The sequence below is a fragment of the Iocasia fonsfrigidae genome (assembly GCF_017751145.1).
GTDB classification, from domain to species: domain Bacteria; phylum Bacillota; class Halanaerobiia; order Halanaerobiales; family DTU029; genus Iocasia; species Iocasia fonsfrigidae.
Genome location: NZ_CP046640.1, coordinates 1016715 through 1033612, shown reverse-complemented (window position 1 = coordinate 1033612; position 16898 = coordinate 1016715). Strand labels below are relative to the sequence as shown.

The following is a 16898-nucleotide window of genomic DNA, read 5'->3' as shown; positions in this document are numbered from 1 at the left end:
ACCTCCTCTATATATAATTAAATTATATGCTCTAACTTCAATTTTTCACTTAATTTAGCTACTATTTCTGATGGTGAACCCTCCAGTATCTCACCTTGTTTTTCATGAGTAGGCACAAAAGTCTTAAAAACCTTGGTGGGTGATCCATGTAAACCCAGTCTTTCATCATCTACTGTAAAATCTGAAACAGACCACTCAGTTACTGTTAATTTTCGATGAGCATCTACTATTCCCCGAATTGAGGGATATCTTGGCTGATTAATATCAGCAACAACTGTCACCAGAAGGGGTAATTTGCTTTCTATTTTACTATACCCATCTTCTAATAAACGTTTAGCTGTTACTTTTTCTCCACTAAGTTCCAGTTCACTAACATAAGTCAATTGGGCAATCCCTAGGTTTTCCGCAATCTGGGGACCTACCTGTGCTGTATCACCATCTATTGCCTGACGCCCGCAGAAAACAAGGTCATAAGAACCAATTTCTTTAATTACCTGACTTAGAGTATAAGCAGTAGCTAGTGTATCAGAACCAGCAAAAGCACGGTCACTAATCAAAATAGCCTCATCAGCTCCCATTGCTAATGCCTCCCGCAAAGCAACTTTTGCCTGGGAGGGTCCCATAGAAATAACTGTTATTTTAGCACCATTCTTTTCTTTAATTCTAATAGCCTCTTCTAAACCATTTCTGTCTTCTGGATTAATAATACTTGGTACACCTTTTCTAATTAAAGTACCTTTTTCTTGATCAATGCGTACTTCATTTGTATCTGGTACCTGTTTAATACAGACAATAATATTCATAATGTTTAAACCCCTCCTAAAAAATAAATCCTATCTAATTTATTAATAGACCATTTATCTTCGTTAAAAATAAATTAACATTATTTTATTAAACCTATCTTAATAATGAACCAGCAATAACCATCTTCTGTACTTCAGTTGTACCTTCATATATTTCTGTAATTTTAGCATCACGCATTAATCTCTCTACAGGATAATCCTTCATATAACCATATCCTCCATGGAGTTGTACTGCCTTAGTTGTTACTTCCATAGCTGCTTCTGAGGCAAAGTATTTAGCCATAGCAGCCTCTACAGAAAATCTCTTGCCTGAATCCTTGGTCACAGCAGCCTTATAGACTAAATTTCGGGCTGCCTCTACCTTAGTAGCCATTTCAGCTACCATCCACTGCAGACCCTGAAATTTAGCTAGAGGACGCCCAAATTGTTCTCTTTCTTTTAAATAAGTAGTAGATTCATCCAAAGCCCGGCTGGCAATCCCCAAAGCCTGGGCGGCAATACCAATCCTACCTCCATCAAGAGTAGCCATGGCAATCTTAAAGCCCTGCCCCTCTTTTCCCAGTAAATTCTCTTTAGGTATTCGACAGTCCTTAAAGATTAATTCCCTGGTATCTGAGGCATTAATCCCCATTTTATTCTCCTTTTTCCCTACACTAAAACCAGGGGTAGTCCTCTCTACAATAAAAGCACTGATCCCCCTGCTACCCTTACTTTGATCAGTCATAGCCATAATGACAAAAATATCGGCCTGGCCTGCATTAGTAATAAATATCTTATTCCCATTTAAAATATAACTATCCCCATCCAGTTTAGCAGTAGTTTTCAGTCCACTGGCATCTGTCCCTGCATTGGGTTCAGTCAGAGCAAAAGCCCCCAGTTTTTCCCCTTTAGCCAGAGGTATCAGATATTTTTCCTTCTGCTCTTTAGTCCCATATTTAAAGATAGGATGACTACCTAATGAAGTATGGGCAGAACAGATGACTCCATGGGTAGCACAGGCGTAAGATAATTCCTCCACTGTAAGTACATAGCTTAAGGTATCAGCCCCGGCCCCACCGTATTCCTGGGGAAAAGGAACCCCTAACATATCAGCCCTGCCCATCTTGTTAACATTTTCCCGCGGAAATTCCTTTGTTTCATCTATCTCCGCTGCAATGGGCTCAACCTCCTTTTGGGCAAAATCCCGTACAACTTTCCTGATCATTTCTTGTTCTTCTGTCAAATTAAAATCCATCTTTATTCACTCCTTACTTTATCTTTTTTGGTGAATTTTTTCACTTAATCTGTAAAAAATTTTGTCCTGTAACTGTTAACTAGATTAAAATAATATTCTTATATGTTTATTATATAGTAAAACCCAATAAATTTTTTGTTAATTATTTAACGATATTAGTTAATTTTTTATTTTTAATAAATTAAACAAAAATCTTATTACATTATTACTACTAAATCCTAATACACTCATTCACGCTATATATATATTATCATTATATATCTAAAAGGCAGGCGCTTTAAACATGCCTGCCTTTTGTTTTTAATAATTATTTTCCTTTAACTCAAAGTATTTCTGGTCATGAAGACAGGCTGGACACTTTTGAGGAGCCTCTTTGCCTTCATGGACATAACCGCAATTGCCACATTTCCAACGGACCACTTCTTCCCTCTTAAATACCCGGCCTTCTCTTAAATTACTTAATAACTTTAAATAGCGTTTTTCATGTTCGGCCTCTACCTCTGCTATTTTTCTAAAAGCAGCAGCTATCTCCGAAAACCCTTCTTCCTCAGCAACCTGGGCAAACTCAGGATATAACTCAGTATACTCCTCATTTTCACCTGCTGCTGCAGCCTCAAGATTCTCCTCAGTTCTACCAATAACCCCTGCTGGATACTCAGCAGTTATTTCCACCATACCACCTTCTAAAAATTTAAAGAAACGCTCAGCATGTTCCTTTTCATTCCGGGCTGTCTCCAGGAAAATAGCCTCTATCTGTTTATAACCCTCTTTACTGGCTTTAGAAGCAAAGAATTTATACCTGCTTCTGGCCTGTGACTCCCCGGCAAATGACTTCAATAAGTTAGCTTCTGTTTTACTACCTTTTAGCTCTGTCATAATATCCCTCCAATTTGCTTGTATATTTATATTATAAAGTAAAATGACAGTCAGATAAAGAATTAATTTAAAATAATAAAAGACTTAAAGCCATAACGGCCATACCAGCAATAAAACCATAAATTTCCTGATGTTCTTTACCATATTTCCTGGAAGTAGGTAATAATTCATCAATAGATATATAGACCATAATACCAGCAACTACTCCAAATAAAACACCAAATACTAAATCATTAAAGAAAAAACTAAAAATAAAATAACCAATAACAGCCCCGGCCGGTTCTGCAAGACCAGATAAAAATGAATAAACAAAGGCCTTTTTCTTATTCCCTGTAGCATAATAGAGTGGGACAGAAACTGAGATACCTTCTGGTATATTATGGATAGCAATAGCTATGGCAATTGACAGTCCCAGGGCTGGGTCTGATAAAGCCGAAGCAAAGGTAGCTAAACCCTCGGGAAAATTATGAATAGCAATAGCCAGTGCCGAAAACATCCCCATTCTCTGTAACTCAATTTTATCATTCAGGCTGTCCTCTTTTATAATGGTCAGGTTTTTATCAGATACAGGCTCATGGGGATTTTCTAACTCAGGTACTAATTTATCTATTAAACCTATAATTAGTATTCCTAGAAAAAATGATAAAACAGTCACCCATTCACCAGCACTACTACCATAATAGTTAACTAATGCCTCCTGGGATTTAACTAATATCTCAACAAAAGAGACATAGATCATTACCCCTGCTGAAAAGCCTAAAGAGATTGATAAGAAAGAAGCATTGCTTTTTTTGGTAAAAAAAGCCAAAAAACTACCTATTCCGGTTGCTAAACCAGCAAATAATGTTAATAAAAACGCCATAAATAAATTGCTGATTTCTACCACATCCTTCATTGTAATAGTAATCATTATTACTAATATCTATATTATATTACATGTTCATAATTAAATCAACTATTAAATCTAATAAATTAAAAATCATTTTCATTATATGACAGACGAACCGTCCCCTTTCATATTAATTAGAGCCCAGCTATTTAAGTGGGCCCTAATTCCGTTTATCACTATTTATTGGCTAACTCTTCTTCCCTTATTTCTTCAATTATTTCTCCAAATTCAGACTCCTTATCCTGGTAAACAGATTCAACTGCCTCCTGGAAGGGAGTAAGATCTGGGTAAAAAACCTGCATACCATTTTTTGCAATAACTGTCAGTTGTTGATACCTACCTTTTAAAAACAGCACCTGTATCAGCTGAATCAACAGATTCACTGTATCTAACCAAATATCCATCTTCCACCTTGGATTTAACTTCCTTCAGATTAGCTATTCTCTCTTTTAGTTCTTCATCAGATATTTTAAGGTTTAATGAACGGGCAGGGATATCAATTTCAATAATGTCGCCTTCTTTTACAGCCGCAATCGGGCCTTTACTGGCAGCTTCAGGTGAAATATGACCAATAGATGAACCCCTTGAAGCACCAGAAAAACGTCCATCAGTTAGCAAAGCAACACTCTTATCTAAGCCCATTCCGGCCAGAGCTGAGGTTGGACTTAACATCTCTCTCATCCCGGGACCGCCCTGGGGACCCTCATAACGAATAACTACAACATCACCCTCTACTATCTTGCCTGCCATAATAAGCTCATTGGCTTCTTCTTCAGAGTCAAAAACTCTGGCCGGTCCAGTATGCTGCATCATCTCATCTGCTACAGCAGATTGTTTTACTACACTACCCCTGGGAGCAAGATTACCCTTCAGGATAGCCAGTCCTCCTTCCTGGTGATAGGGATTATTATAGGGTCTAATTACCTCTTCATCCTTTACCTCTGCTTCTGCCAGGTTTGCCCTCAAGTCAGTACCTGTTACTGTTATAAGATCCAGGTTCAGTTTATCTGCCTCAGCAAGAACTTTCATAACTGCCTGTATACCACCAGCATAGTAAAGGTCTTCAATAAAGTGTTCCCCACCAGGACTCATACTACATAGGTGTGGTATCTGGCGGCTTATTCTATCAAAAAGGTTCAGGTCTATCTCCACACCAGCTGCATGGGCTACTGCTGGGATATGGAGTACCGTATTGGTTGACCCACCCAGGGCCATATCTACTGCAATTGCATTTTCAACACTCTCACGCACAATAATATCTCGCGGACGGATATCCTTTTCGAGAAGCTCCATTACCTGTAAGCCTGCCTTGCGGGCCAGGGCAATCCTGGAACCCATAACTGCCGGAATCGTACCATTACCAGGCAGACCCATACCTAAGGCCTCAGTAATACAGTTCATGGTATTAGCTGTAAACATACCAGAACAGCTTCCAGAGCCTGGACAGGCATATAACTCTAAATCCCTTAACTCTTCTTCTTCCATTTTACCTGCTGCAACAGCACCAACACCCTCAAAAACAGTCTTTAAATCAACTCTCTTACCCTTCCAGTGACCAGCCATCATAGGACCACCACTGACAATAACTGTAGGAATATTTAAACGACCAGCTGCCATTAACATACCTGGTACAATCTTGTCACAATTAGGTACCATAACCAGGGCATCAAACTGATGTCCCTTAGCCATAATTTCAATTGAATCGGCAATCAACTCACGACTAGGAAGGGAATACTTCATCCCCTGATGATTCATGGCAATCCCATCACAGACACCAATTGTAGGGAACTCAAAAGGTGTTCCTCCTCCCTCAATTACCCCCTGTTTAACAGCATCAGTAATCTTACGCAAGTGATTATGTCCTGGAATAATCTCATTAAAGGAATTCACAACACCAACCCAGGGTTTATTAATCTCCCTGTCTGATAAGCCGTTGGCACGTAGTAGTGAACGATGTGGTGCCCTTTCCATACCTGATTTAGCATTTTCACTTAACAAATTTATCCCCTCCTGAATAAATCTCCTTAAATTTAATTCCATACTATTTATTACTTAAAAATACCTGAATACATTTGCATTTCAAAATAAGCTTTATCCTTTTTTACATACTATTATAATCCCTTTTACCGCTTTTTTCAAATAAAGATTTTAAAAGAAATTAAGCTTATTATAATAATTTAACTATAAAATTGAAAATTCCTTTTTTCAATCAGTACTATGATAGACCTATAATTAATGTTTCAAAACAAAACAGCTTCGCCCCTGGACTTAATCAACAAGTATAATTTTACTCAAAAATATTTATTACACAAAGATAACTACTTATTTATTTCCTTAAATCGAGCAGGAGGAAAATAATTAGTCTATTTTCCGTCCTCTCACACCACCAAGCGTACAGTTCGGTACTTGGTGGTTCATTAAGAATTAATTACTTGTGCATATATTTCCATAAAACGCTAATATGACCTCTGCTGACTTCTAGTAGTTTAGCTGTACATCTCTATACAGGTTATTGTTTCAAAATTCATTTCCACAATGTTTCTAGCAGACCTCCCCAGGTAAGAACGCTTTCTTTCACTCCATATATCTGCTACATTTACACTGTCTGTTTCGGATAGTTTGGGGCTTAAGCTAACGGTTGGCACTATCAACCTCCGTATCGGACTTTCACCGACTAGAACGCGGCCATGCTGGGCGCACAACAAAAATCAGCTGCACAATTAAATGGCAGCCAATTCTAAAAATAAATTATCGGTATTAAAAAAACACTCAGGATTTATTCCTCCCTGGTTTTAAATTCTTTAATTAGACCTTCTAGTTCATTTACCATATTATCAAGCTTATCTGCTGAGGCAGCTACCTCTTCCATAACATCACTTTGTTCTTGAGCATAAGCAGATACTTCCTGTGAACTTGCAGCATTTTCTTCAGCTGCAGCAGCTATAGAATCAATTATTTCCCCTATTCTAATATTATCATGGTAAAGACTAGAAGCAAATTCCTGTATCTCTTCAACTTCTTCTCTTGTCCGCTGAACATATGAGACAATATTATCTAGAGAATTCCCTACATCATCAATTATTTCTACCTGCTTTTCTACTTCATGGTCATTAGCCTCCATAGATTTAATTGTCAATCTTGTCTCTTCTTGAATATCCCCAATTAAACCCCTGATCTGACCAGCAGCATCAGCAGATTCCTCGGCCAGCTCCCTTACTTCCTCAGCCACTACCGCAAATCCCCTGCCGTCCTCACCGGCCCTGGCTGCTTCAATTGCTGCATTTAAAGCTAGAAGATTAGTTTGGGATGATATACCTTCTATAAGTTCTACCATAGTACCTATCTCCTGTGAGTGTTTAGCAAGTTTCTTAATCACCCTACCAGCAGTATTGACTGTCTCCCTTACCCTGGCTAACTGTTGAACAGCTTTTTCTGTCGATTCCTTACCTTTTTTAGCTGCAGTCTCAGAACCTCTGGCTACCTCAAATGAAGATTCAACATTTTTATTTAACTCCTTACTACCTTTTTCTAATTGCTGTGATATATTTTCAAGGGTATCTATCTGGGCAGAAGTATCATCATTCCCTTCAGCAACCTGCATTATACTACTGGCTATTTCTTCAGCCGTATGACCTGTCTCACTGGAAGAGCTCCTTAGATATGAACTGGCAGCCAGCAGTTTTTCTGTCTCCACCTCAATATTTATAACCATCTCTCTTAAGCGATCCACCATATTATTAAAAGCCTGAGCCAGTGTACCTATTTCATCCTTACGGTTAATATCAACACGTTTGGTCAGATCGCCAGATTCTACCTTCTGGGCTATTGTAATTATATCAATAATAGGTTTAGAAACTGTCTTACTTAATATAAGAGACATTATTAGAGATAAAACAAACATAATAATTGTTGAAAAAAGAAGGATTCTATTTATTCTCTCATCAAGAACCTCCATCTCCTCTTCAAGCCTTAAAACACGCTGCCCTTCTAGCTCATTGAGTGAATTAAGGTGTTTCTGCACCTCATTTACTGCCAGTACTGTTTGCTTGCGGAATAGTTTTATAGCCTCTTCTCTATTACCTGATTTAAATAGATCAACTACTTCTCTGGAGCTTTTATGTAATCTTTGATGTGGTTTCTCTAAAGCCTCAAATTCTTCTCTATTATACTCTGTTGGCTGAGATGAATAGTACCACTGACCCAGATTACACTCCTCAAAAGTATTAACTCTTCCTGGAATAGAACCACCAGCAAACATATCATAAAGCTTAGACATCCAGATAAAATGATCAATTTCCATTTCTGCAAAATCTATCTGTCTGTTATGGGCTACAGTTAGTTCTTTCTCAAGGGCATCATTTTGACGAAAAAAATAATTAGAGAGAAAGCCCTGAACTGCAATTAAGACTGCAATTAACATAAAAGCAATAAATAATTTAATAAATATTGACTCCCTCATTTAAATACCACCTTTCATATTTTATGACCTTTCAATAGCAAATTAGCCTAATGCTTATCTAGACTCAATCCAAAACATCTGTTCTTTGATTAAAATATTAAATTCCCTTACTTAAATCAATAACTATCAAACAGATAAATATATTTATCTCTCTTCAAAGCTATTCGAATTTCAAAAAATATCATTAATAATAATAATATTTATTATTATTAAATTCTAGATCTCAACCGCTTTTCCTGCAAAAAAATAATATTTTTTAAAAAATGTATAAAATAATGCAGGTCCTTCTTATTAAATACACTTATTTGAGCGTCTTGCATAATTGATTGTTGTTATTCAAACTTAATTAACAATCATTAATTTATTTTTAAAATCATTTTTATACAAAATTAATTATTATGGACCAGACAAATATATCTGTCGATCTTCAAAATTATTTATAAATTTTAAAACATAATATCCTGATAATCAAGTAGGAGGAAAATAATTAGTTTATTTTCCGTCCTCTCACACCACCAAGCGTACCGTTCAGTACTTGGCGGTTCATTAAGATTTAATTACTTGTGCATATCTTTCTGTAAAACTAAAATATCATAACTTCTTTAGTCTCTGGTTAGTAAAAGCACGATTAAGTATGGGGCTATTGGATATTCTCCAGTAGCCTTTTCTTGTGTTAGCATATTCCCAGGCTTTAGATTCAGCAATACCCAGTTTCTTAAGCATTCTAAACCTGGTCTTGATTCTCTTCCATCTTTTCCAGTAACACATCCTTAATCTTCGTCTTGTCCATTCATCAAGACTCCGTGCAATTTCTTTCATATCGGCTATTCTAAAATAGCTGACCCATCCTGTAACCACTTGTTTTAATTTCAAATATCGGTATTTCATTGTCCATGCATTACTACGAGATGTAATTGCTTTAATCTTTTCTTTTATTCGTTTTGTTGATTTAGGATGACTCTTACCCTTACTTCACTTTTGACTCTATAGAATGAAAACCCTAAAAACTTTCTCTGCCAGGGTCTACCAATTGCACTTTTCTTTCTATTGATTCTTAATTTTAGCTTTCTCTCAATAAAATCAGTTACACTTCGCACAACCCTTTCTGCTGCTTTCTTACTTTTGGCATATAGTTGCTTATCATCTGCATAACAGCAGAATCTATGATTTCTTCTTTCCAATTCTTTGTCAAGTTCGTCAAGCATAATGTTGCTAAGCAATGGACTGTGGGACACCTTGCGGGCATCCTTCATCAGTTCTTGTAACAACATCATTTATCATTACTCCAGAGTTAAGATATGCTCTTATTAGTTTTAATACCCATTTATCCTGCACTTTTCTTGCAACTAAAGCCATCAATTTATCATAGTTAACTGTATCAAAATACTTTTCCAGGTCTATATCTACTACCCATGTATAGCCTTCGTTCATATATTCCTGGGCTTTCTTAATTGCTTGATGTGCATTTCTTCCAGGTCTAAAACCGAACTACTATCTGAGAATTGATAGTCAAATATTAATGAAAGTTGCTGTGCAATCGCCTGTTGTATCATCCTATCAATGACTGTTGGAATACCTGTGAAACAGCAAATTAATTGAACCTAAAAAAGTCAAATTATCTAAACCATTTAATCATGTAAAAGTCCCGCTATTTAAGTCTTTTTAATTAGTTATGCTGTATAAATATCAAAAAAGTCACAGTATTTCAACCTCCAAAATAAAAGGGTAAAATGCATAAGGCATTCTACCCCTGGGAAAATTAGTTAGAAAGGAACATCAGATAAATTGTATTCATCAATTTGACAAAGAAGAATTTCAAGCATATCTAGCATTTTGGTAACAGCATGTCTATCTTTAAAAAAGATAGTAAAGGTAAAGCTGCCTTTTCTAATGTAGAAAGGAAATTCATTAAAGACTGGATCACCATCCCAGGTTTGATATTATGAACTCCATTAAAAGATTGTGGTCTATATTATCAAAGTATCCTTTGATATCTGCATCTAATACCCACTTATATCCCTGTTCTTTGTATTCCTCGATTTTGTTTATGGCATCTATCTGTGAACGCCCTGGTCTAAAGCCATAGGAACAATCACAGAATATCTTTTCGAATATCTGTTCCATTATTCTCTTCACTGTTGCTTGTGCTATTCTGTCTTTTACTGTGGGTATTCCTAGAGGTCTTTCTCTTCCATCTCCCTTAGGGAGCATTGCTCGTAAGACAGGCGGTGCCTCATATCTATCCTCCATGAATTGTCTGCGAAGTTCCAGCATGTTCATCTTGTAGTTGTTTCTGAACTCTTCTACTGTTACTCCATCAACTCCTGCACTACCTTTATTGATGAATACTTCATGTTCCGCTATCTTCATACTCCTTTTCCTCAAAATCTTATCTTTGAGAGTGTAATAGGTGCGTTTCTTTTCGGTCATTTAATCACCTATCCTTCCCTCACAACTTACCAGCCTTCTACTCAATATTCCAATAACCTAACCCTTTTTCTTCATGATATTATCAACCGCGTTTCTAGACTCTCATCAATCGCACCTTCTGATATATCATTACTCAAGTCATAGTAATCTCAATCTACTCCACTCCAGTTATCTTTTCCCTTCGCGTCATCCACTGAGCCCACTGGCTTAACCAATGTTTAAACTACTGATAATTAGATTTTCGCTCATATCTTGTTTCCAACTTCGGTTATCGTAAGTACCCTTTGCTCCAGTCAGTTTTATCCTCTCACAGGTCACCCTGCGGTCATAGGCCCGACCTTCCTCACTATTATGGTACTGTCTGACTCCTGGCCAAGCATCATTTCGGCTTTCCCTCTCAGGGTTATACCTCCATTTACTCTCATTAGCTTCAATCAGAGACACGCCAGGTCCTCCCTCGGTCAATCACAGGAACCTTACAACCATTCCGACCCTAATCACACCTAATTGCCCTGCTTGGGCATCCTCGTTGTAGAGCCCTATCGACACTCTGTCTCCCCCACGCAGGCGTTGAACTTCCTTGTTTTTAGGGCGAGTCGTCACAATTAGATGCCACCTCTGGTTTACATATTGTTCCGGACTAGTTACAGTCGCAGATTCTTCAGATTTTACCTCACGGTAAACACCCTGTCACTGTTGACTTCACACACCGATACGACCAAAACAGCGTGGGTAGGATTTGCACCTACTGTTTCCTGTATTTACGAGGCACACCTAAAAAATAGGAATAACCACTGTGGTTATTCCTAAAACAACACAATATTTACTCCTGAACATCCCTGACCTCGTCCCGTAGTAAAATCACTTGGACTCAGATTAAGAAACTCCCTTTCCTGTGGATTGAGATCAAAAAAATCCTCATAAAACAATATTTCAACAGTTACTTCTGCCCACAGGTTTTTATGCCTCTTTAGTTATATTTTACCATAAATATTATAAAATTATAAAAAAACGGCTGGCCTCTCTCAATTTATCTGTTTTGAGCAGCCAGCAGCTATAAAAACTATTTATCATTATATTTTTTTAAATTTTTATATAATCTTTTTAAATCCTTATCATCAGGATTATTCTCCATCTTAGTTTCTATTGTTTTTTCAAGCTGATCAAAATCTAAACGCTGATTAACATAATCTTCATCTATATTTTTAGCTCTCAAGTAATATTTTATAGCACTAAAATATCTTCCTAGCCAAAAATAACTGGCAGATAGATTATAATATGCCTTGATATAATTTTTGTCCAGGTTTATCGCTAACTTAAAATCTTCCACAGCCTTTTTATATTCTCCAATATTATAATAAGCACAACCTAAATTATTATAATATATTGCTGAATGTGTATTTTTTTCAATTGCCAATTGGAAATATTGAATTGACTTTTTATAATTGCCTTCTTTCAATAAAATATATCCCTTTAAATTGTATATCTCTGAATTAGATATTTCCTGTTTTGCAATACAAGAGTAATTATATAGCAATAAAACAACAAAGATAATTAAAACTAAGCTAAGGAAATTTAAAGCTTTCATTGAATACACCCATCTCTAAAAGTAGAGCCAAGCTTTTTATTTTTAAATATCATCTTTACCTATAACCACTAAATATTAATCTGATATGTAGAAATTACTCTTGCTTCTATTCTTGTATTAGCAGGAATTTTAGCATCTTCACCTTTCATTAAAGCAAAAAGTGGACAAATTAAAAGACTTAGTCCAGCAGAAGCAACTGTACTATCTTTCCCTTCTACCATTTTACTACCAGAAAGTGCTACATAAGTACCATCAACTGCTTCCACACTAGAAATATTTAATCCTAATTTTCCGGCCATCCCTATTAATCCACTTTCCTTGGAACTAGTAACTGTTGCGATAACCGGAGATCCAGCTTCAATAACCACTGTATTATTTACAAGCACATCAGATGATACAATCAAACTTACATTGTCTCCCACTTGTAATTGATCAGGATCAAGCATACTGGTAGTCTCTACAAAGATAATAGTCCCAGATTTAAGTTCTACCTCTTTTGCTGATACACCTAAGTTTAAAATAAATACAAATACTAATACTAAAATCAAACTGCGTTTTAACATAATAACCATCACTCCTTAATAATTTATTTTATTTAAAACAATATTAAATTTAGACATATATTTTCCTTTAATGTCTTCATTTACATTTCTGGCAGTTTCATAAGACCCATATATATTGCCAGCATAAAACCCAAAATTAAAAGCAGCCAATAATATACCTAAAGCATCATTATCATTCTCAAATGCTTTACTTGCCCCCATATACAATAATCCATTAACAATTAAAGAAGACAATGCTGTTTTCTTATATCCATCATATAAATATCCCATTCCAGGAATTACACCCAAAAATGCAGCTAATTTGGGACTTTTATAAGATATACCTTTACCATTATTTGCTAGCTCTTTAAAATGATTAGCTGTTTTATAATAGATACTATTATTATTTACAAGATCAAAATAGTCTATTGCCTTAGCCCATTGCTCTTCATAAACATATGTGGTTCCTATTATTATATTTACCTTAGACCTATAATCAGTATCCTGAATATCTGGAATAATATCAAACAATTTCTCTCTGGCCATTTTGAAATTCTCTAAATTAATAAAAGCAACGGCCATATAATATTTTAAATCAACTTCATTTACAATTTTAATATCATTTGAATTTATTATTTTATTTCCCCAGGTAATTACCGCCATATAATTTCTAGTTAAAAAATTAATAGAAAAAATAGATATTAAGGCTCTAGATCGGTATTTAGAATTGGGATAATAAGACAACAACCTCTTATATTCAATGATAGCTTTATCATACTCATGATTTAATTCCAGTTCTTTAGCAAAATCAAATAGTAACTTTTCATTAGCACTTTTGATAATTCCTGTCTCAGTCTTACCATCAACAGTTTTATTATCATTTTGTTTATAATCACTATTAAAGTCAATTCTAGCTATTTGAATTTTTGCGTTCCTATATGTATTATTGCTTTTAATTGGTAAATCGTTATATCTTACTGCTCCATTAATATTTACTGTTTTATAATGTTCCAAATCATTACTACATCTTAACAATCGATCTGTGGTTTTCAACACTGCAATTATAGGATTCATCTGCTGAAAACATTGTTTTGCATACTGGGAACAGCTAGGATTCATAGGACAAGTCGTATAATTAATTGGACTAATATATTCTTGATATACATTTATTAAACTGGATGTTAAAAATTTATCATAAGAATATACACTATCATTTTCTACTGCCTTGACCGGCACATTTATACTATAAAACACAATGATAAATAAAAAAGCAATTAGAAATAGATTTTTAAAAGACAAAAAATACCCTCCCTAAAACTATCTTAATTTGTATAAAAAATAAAGAATTATTGTTTAATTATGAAATAATTATGAAATAATTGTGAAATAATAAATTTATAATTCTCTATTAATATAATAATTCCTTCTTCATTCTTCAAAAACTATATTTTTGGGACTTTTTACCTATTTTTTACCAAACAAACGTGGGTTTTCCTTAATTCTCAACAGCTATGTTATTAAGGCTCTTTCATAATAGACCTTTTGCATAATTGAATTGTTTCACAGTATAAATTAAATTATTAAAATCATTTAATTCACTTATTATCCATGTCTTTTTGATTATAAAATGTATAATTCTTGCTTTTCATTTTTCTCCGTCCTTTCTTTGTTATTTTTAAACTTCTACACAACCACCTAAACCTTGCGGTTTGAGAGATTTTAAAAAATCATTTGCGGAATCCCTGCTTAAAAAACAAAGACTTTATTAATTGCAAGTTAATCTACGATTTTTAAAAATATTACTTGACAATAATTGTAAATAGGGTTTATAATAAAATGGCATGAAAAAAATTTAGTAAGGAGGTCGTGTAAAATGATTGCTATTAAACTTAATTATCGTTCTGCAGTTTCAGCAGATAGATTGGCTGCTCAAGGAGCAATTAATTATATTCAGACTGTAGACCTTGACAGAAAAATAGAAAATAATAATCAATTAAAAATGTACACGACCTGTATTTTTTGCTGATTTTTTAGCTACATACAATAAAGTAAGCTTAATTTTTTATTTTTGGACCACAGGTTGTGTAATACTGTGGTTTTTTATGTCTTTGATAAAGATTAAATTCTGCTTTCATTACTCAGATAGTATTGCCCGGAAAATATCTATTGCTTAAACAGATATTAGGGTTCCACTATATACTAAGCATGAAAGGCCACAGGCATTTAAAGCCCGTGGTCTTTTTCTGTCTTTATAGAATAAGAGTATTAAATATGAGGTGAAAGATTATGAGAAATATTAAATTTATCTGGAGGTATATGCAAGGTAATAGACTTTTATACTTGGGAGCAATCTTTAGTATTGCTATGGGAACTTTCTTTTCTGTGCTTAACCCTCTTGTTATTAAAGTTACTATTGATTCAATTATTGGAGATGAACCTCTGCAAATACCCTTATGGTTCAAAGGGATTTTTAAAGAAATTATTTTCAACAATAGCTTATTAAGCAGACTTACGCTAGCAGCTGCAACATTGATTCTCCTGACTGCTGTTAGAGGAATCTTTCTCTATTATAAGGGGAAATGGTCAGCTACAGCTGCTGAAAGTATTGCCAAGAACCTGCGTGATGAGTTATATAATCATCTCCAGCATCTTCCTTATCACTATCATGTTCAGGTCAAGACCGGGGATCTGATCCAACGCTGTACATCAGATATTGAACAGATCAGGATGTTTATGGCTGTACAACTGGTTGAGGTCGGCAGAGCAATATTTATTCTGGTAATAGCTATTTCAATATTGTTTAGTCTTCATCTGAAATTGACTTTAGTTGCTATGGCTATAGTTCCTTTCATCGTAGCTTATTCTTATTTCTTTTATGCTGAAGTTAAAAAAACTTTTAAAGATGCCGATGAAGCTGATGGGTATATGTCAACAACCCTACAAGAAAATTTAACTGGAGTACGGGTCGTTAGAGCCTTTGCCCGACAGTCCTATGAAATTGAGAAATTTGATAAAAAGAGTATAGATTTTCGGGAAAAACAATACCGGGTATTGAGATATCTAGCCTGGTTCTGGTCTATCTCCGACTTTATGTGCATGTTTCAAATTGGCGCTGTACTGGTCTTAGGTGTATACTGGGCAGTATTAGGTGAAATCTCTTTAGGCACACTAGTGGTTTTTTCCAGTTATGAAGGGATGCTTCTCTGGCCAGTCAGACAGCTGGGCCGGATCCTGACAGATTTAGGGAAGATGCAAGTAGCTATCAACCGGGTACAGGAGATATTGGATCAAGCAGTTGAATATACAGAAAATGCAGGTTTAAAACCTACTCTTAAAGGGGAAATAGTATATGAAAATGTTTCTTTTAGTTATGAAGATAGCCTGATTCTAAAGGATATTTCCTTTGAAGTGAAAAAAGGTCAGACTGTAGCTCTTTTAGGTCCAACAGGTTCAGGCAAAAGTACTCTGGTCTATCTACTGGCCCGTCTATATGACTGTCAAAGTGGCGCAATTAAGATAGATGGTTATGATATTAAAGCTATAGATAAAAAATGGCTGCGCAAACATGTTGGTCTGGTCTTACAGGAACCTTTCCTTTTCGCCAGATCTATCAAAGAAAATATTAGTTTTGCTAATTCTGCTGCTGATAATTCTGAAATCTTTGAAGCTGCTATTAATGCTTCTATCCATGAGGTTATTCAGAGCTTTGATAAAGGATATGAGACTCTGGTAGGAGAAAGGGGTGTTTCTCTGTCTGGTGGGCAAAAACAGAGAATAGCTATTGCCAGAACAATTATACGTGATTGTCCTATTCTTATTTTTGATGATTCATTAAGTGCAGTTGATACAGAGACTGATGCCCGGATTCGCCAGGCCTTACAGGAAAGAAACAAAAACACCACCACTTTCATTATCTCCCATCGAATTAATACTTTAGCTGCAGCAGACCTGATTCTGGTTCTGGAAGATGGCAAAATCACTCAGCAGGGAACTCATCAGCAGTTAATAGTAGAAGATGGTATGTATCAGCGGCTCTGGAAGATGCAGAATGAACTGGTACTAGATGGTTCATAAGAT

The 16898-nt window shown here is 35.4% G+C and carries 14 protein-coding genes and 1 pseudogene; 2 read left to right on the top strand and 13 right to left on the bottom strand.

Annotation, left to right across the window (positions count from 1 at the left end; all coding sequences use genetic code 11):
- Window positions 1-17 precede the first annotated feature (17 nt).
- The 13 genes and pseudogenes from GM661_RS04890 to yidD form a co-directional block, all read right to left on the bottom strand.
- Window positions 18-803: an electron transfer flavoprotein subunit beta/FixA family protein gene (locus GM661_RS04890; RefSeq protein WP_125988721.1), complete on the bottom strand. Its 786-nt coding sequence runs from the start codon at window positions 801-803 to the stop codon at window positions 18-20.
- A 94-nt stretch (window positions 804-897) separates the two neighbouring features.
- The gene (locus tag GM661_RS04885) at window positions 898-2037 is read right to left on the bottom strand and encodes an acyl-CoA dehydrogenase (RefSeq protein ID WP_230868996.1); all 1140 of its coding nucleotides are present in this window, start codon (window positions 2035-2037) and stop codon (window positions 898-900) included.
- 300 nt (window positions 2038-2337) lie between these two features.
- A complete protein-coding gene (gene rbr, locus GM661_RS04880) occupies window positions 2338-2913 on the bottom strand; it encodes a rubrerythrin (RefSeq protein WP_125988717.1) in 576 nt (191 codons plus the stop codon).
- Between the two features lie 67 nt (window positions 2914-2980).
- A complete protein-coding gene (zupT, locus tag GM661_RS04875; RefSeq protein ID WP_230868995.1) occupies window positions 2981-3823 on the bottom strand; it encodes a zinc transporter ZupT in 843 nt (280 codons plus the stop codon).
- A 155-nt stretch (window positions 3824-3978) separates the two neighbouring features.
- Window positions 3979-4158, bottom strand: coding sequence for a hypothetical protein (locus GM661_RS04870; RefSeq protein ID WP_230868994.1), 180 nt, complete (start codon window positions 4156-4158; stop codon window positions 3979-3981).
- Window positions 4139-5842, bottom strand: a complete 1704-nt coding sequence (gene ilvD, locus GM661_RS04865) for a dihydroxy-acid dehydratase (RefSeq protein WP_407929615.1) — start codon at window positions 5840-5842, stop codon at window positions 4139-4141. Before ilvD ends, GM661_RS04870 begins: the two co-directional genes overlap by 20 nt.
- Before the next feature lie 736 nt (window positions 5843-6578).
- Window positions 6579-8261 carry a methyl-accepting chemotaxis protein gene (locus tag GM661_RS04860; protein WP_230868992.1) on the bottom strand — a complete coding sequence of 561 codons (1683 nt, stop codon included), beginning with the start codon at window positions 8259-8261 and terminating at the stop codon, window positions 6579-6581.
- 591 nt (window positions 8262-8852) lie between these two features.
- Window positions 8853-9838 (bottom strand): annotated as a pseudogene (gene ltrA, locus GM661_RS19070) (group II intron reverse transcriptase/maturase); the annotation flags it as partial.
- A 343-nt stretch (window positions 9839-10181) separates the two neighbouring features.
- A complete protein-coding gene (locus GM661_RS04845; protein WP_330165243.1) occupies window positions 10182-10631 on the bottom strand; it encodes a reverse transcriptase domain-containing protein in 450 nt (149 codons plus the stop codon).
- Between the two features lie 267 nt (window positions 10632-10898).
- Complete coding sequence (locus tag GM661_RS04840; protein ID WP_230868990.1) at window positions 10899-11135, bottom strand: hypothetical protein; 237 nt, start codon at window positions 11133-11135, stop codon at window positions 10899-10901.
- Window positions 11136-11754: 619 nt separating this feature from the next.
- Window positions 11755-12279, bottom strand: a complete 525-nt coding sequence (locus GM661_RS04835) for a tetratricopeptide repeat protein (RefSeq protein ID WP_230868989.1) — start codon at window positions 12277-12279, stop codon at window positions 11755-11757.
- 68 nt (window positions 12280-12347) lie between these two features.
- Window positions 12348-12842 carry a hypothetical protein gene (locus GM661_RS04830; protein ID WP_125988705.1) on the bottom strand — a complete coding sequence of 165 codons (495 nt, stop codon included), beginning with the start codon at window positions 12840-12842 and terminating at the stop codon, window positions 12348-12350.
- A 15-nt stretch (window positions 12843-12857) separates the two neighbouring features.
- A complete protein-coding gene (gene yidD / locus GM661_RS04825) occupies window positions 12858-14120 on the bottom strand; it encodes a membrane protein insertion efficiency factor YidD (RefSeq protein WP_230868988.1) in 1263 nt (420 codons plus the stop codon).
- 574 nt (window positions 14121-14694) lie between these two features.
- On the opposite strand from yidD, the gene GM661_RS04820 reads away from it, so the two are divergent.
- Together GM661_RS04820 and GM661_RS04815 are read left to right on the top strand one after the other, a co-directional pair.
- Window positions 14695-14847 carry a hypothetical protein gene (locus GM661_RS04820; protein WP_230868987.1) on the top strand — a complete coding sequence of 51 codons (153 nt, stop codon included), beginning with the start codon at window positions 14695-14697 and terminating at the stop codon, window positions 14845-14847.
- 260 nt (window positions 14848-15107) lie between these two features.
- Entirely contained in the window at window positions 15108-16895 is a 1788-nt protein-coding gene (locus GM661_RS04815) for an ABC transporter ATP-binding protein (protein ID WP_230868986.1), read from the top strand.
- Window positions 16896-16898 lie beyond the last annotated feature (3 nt).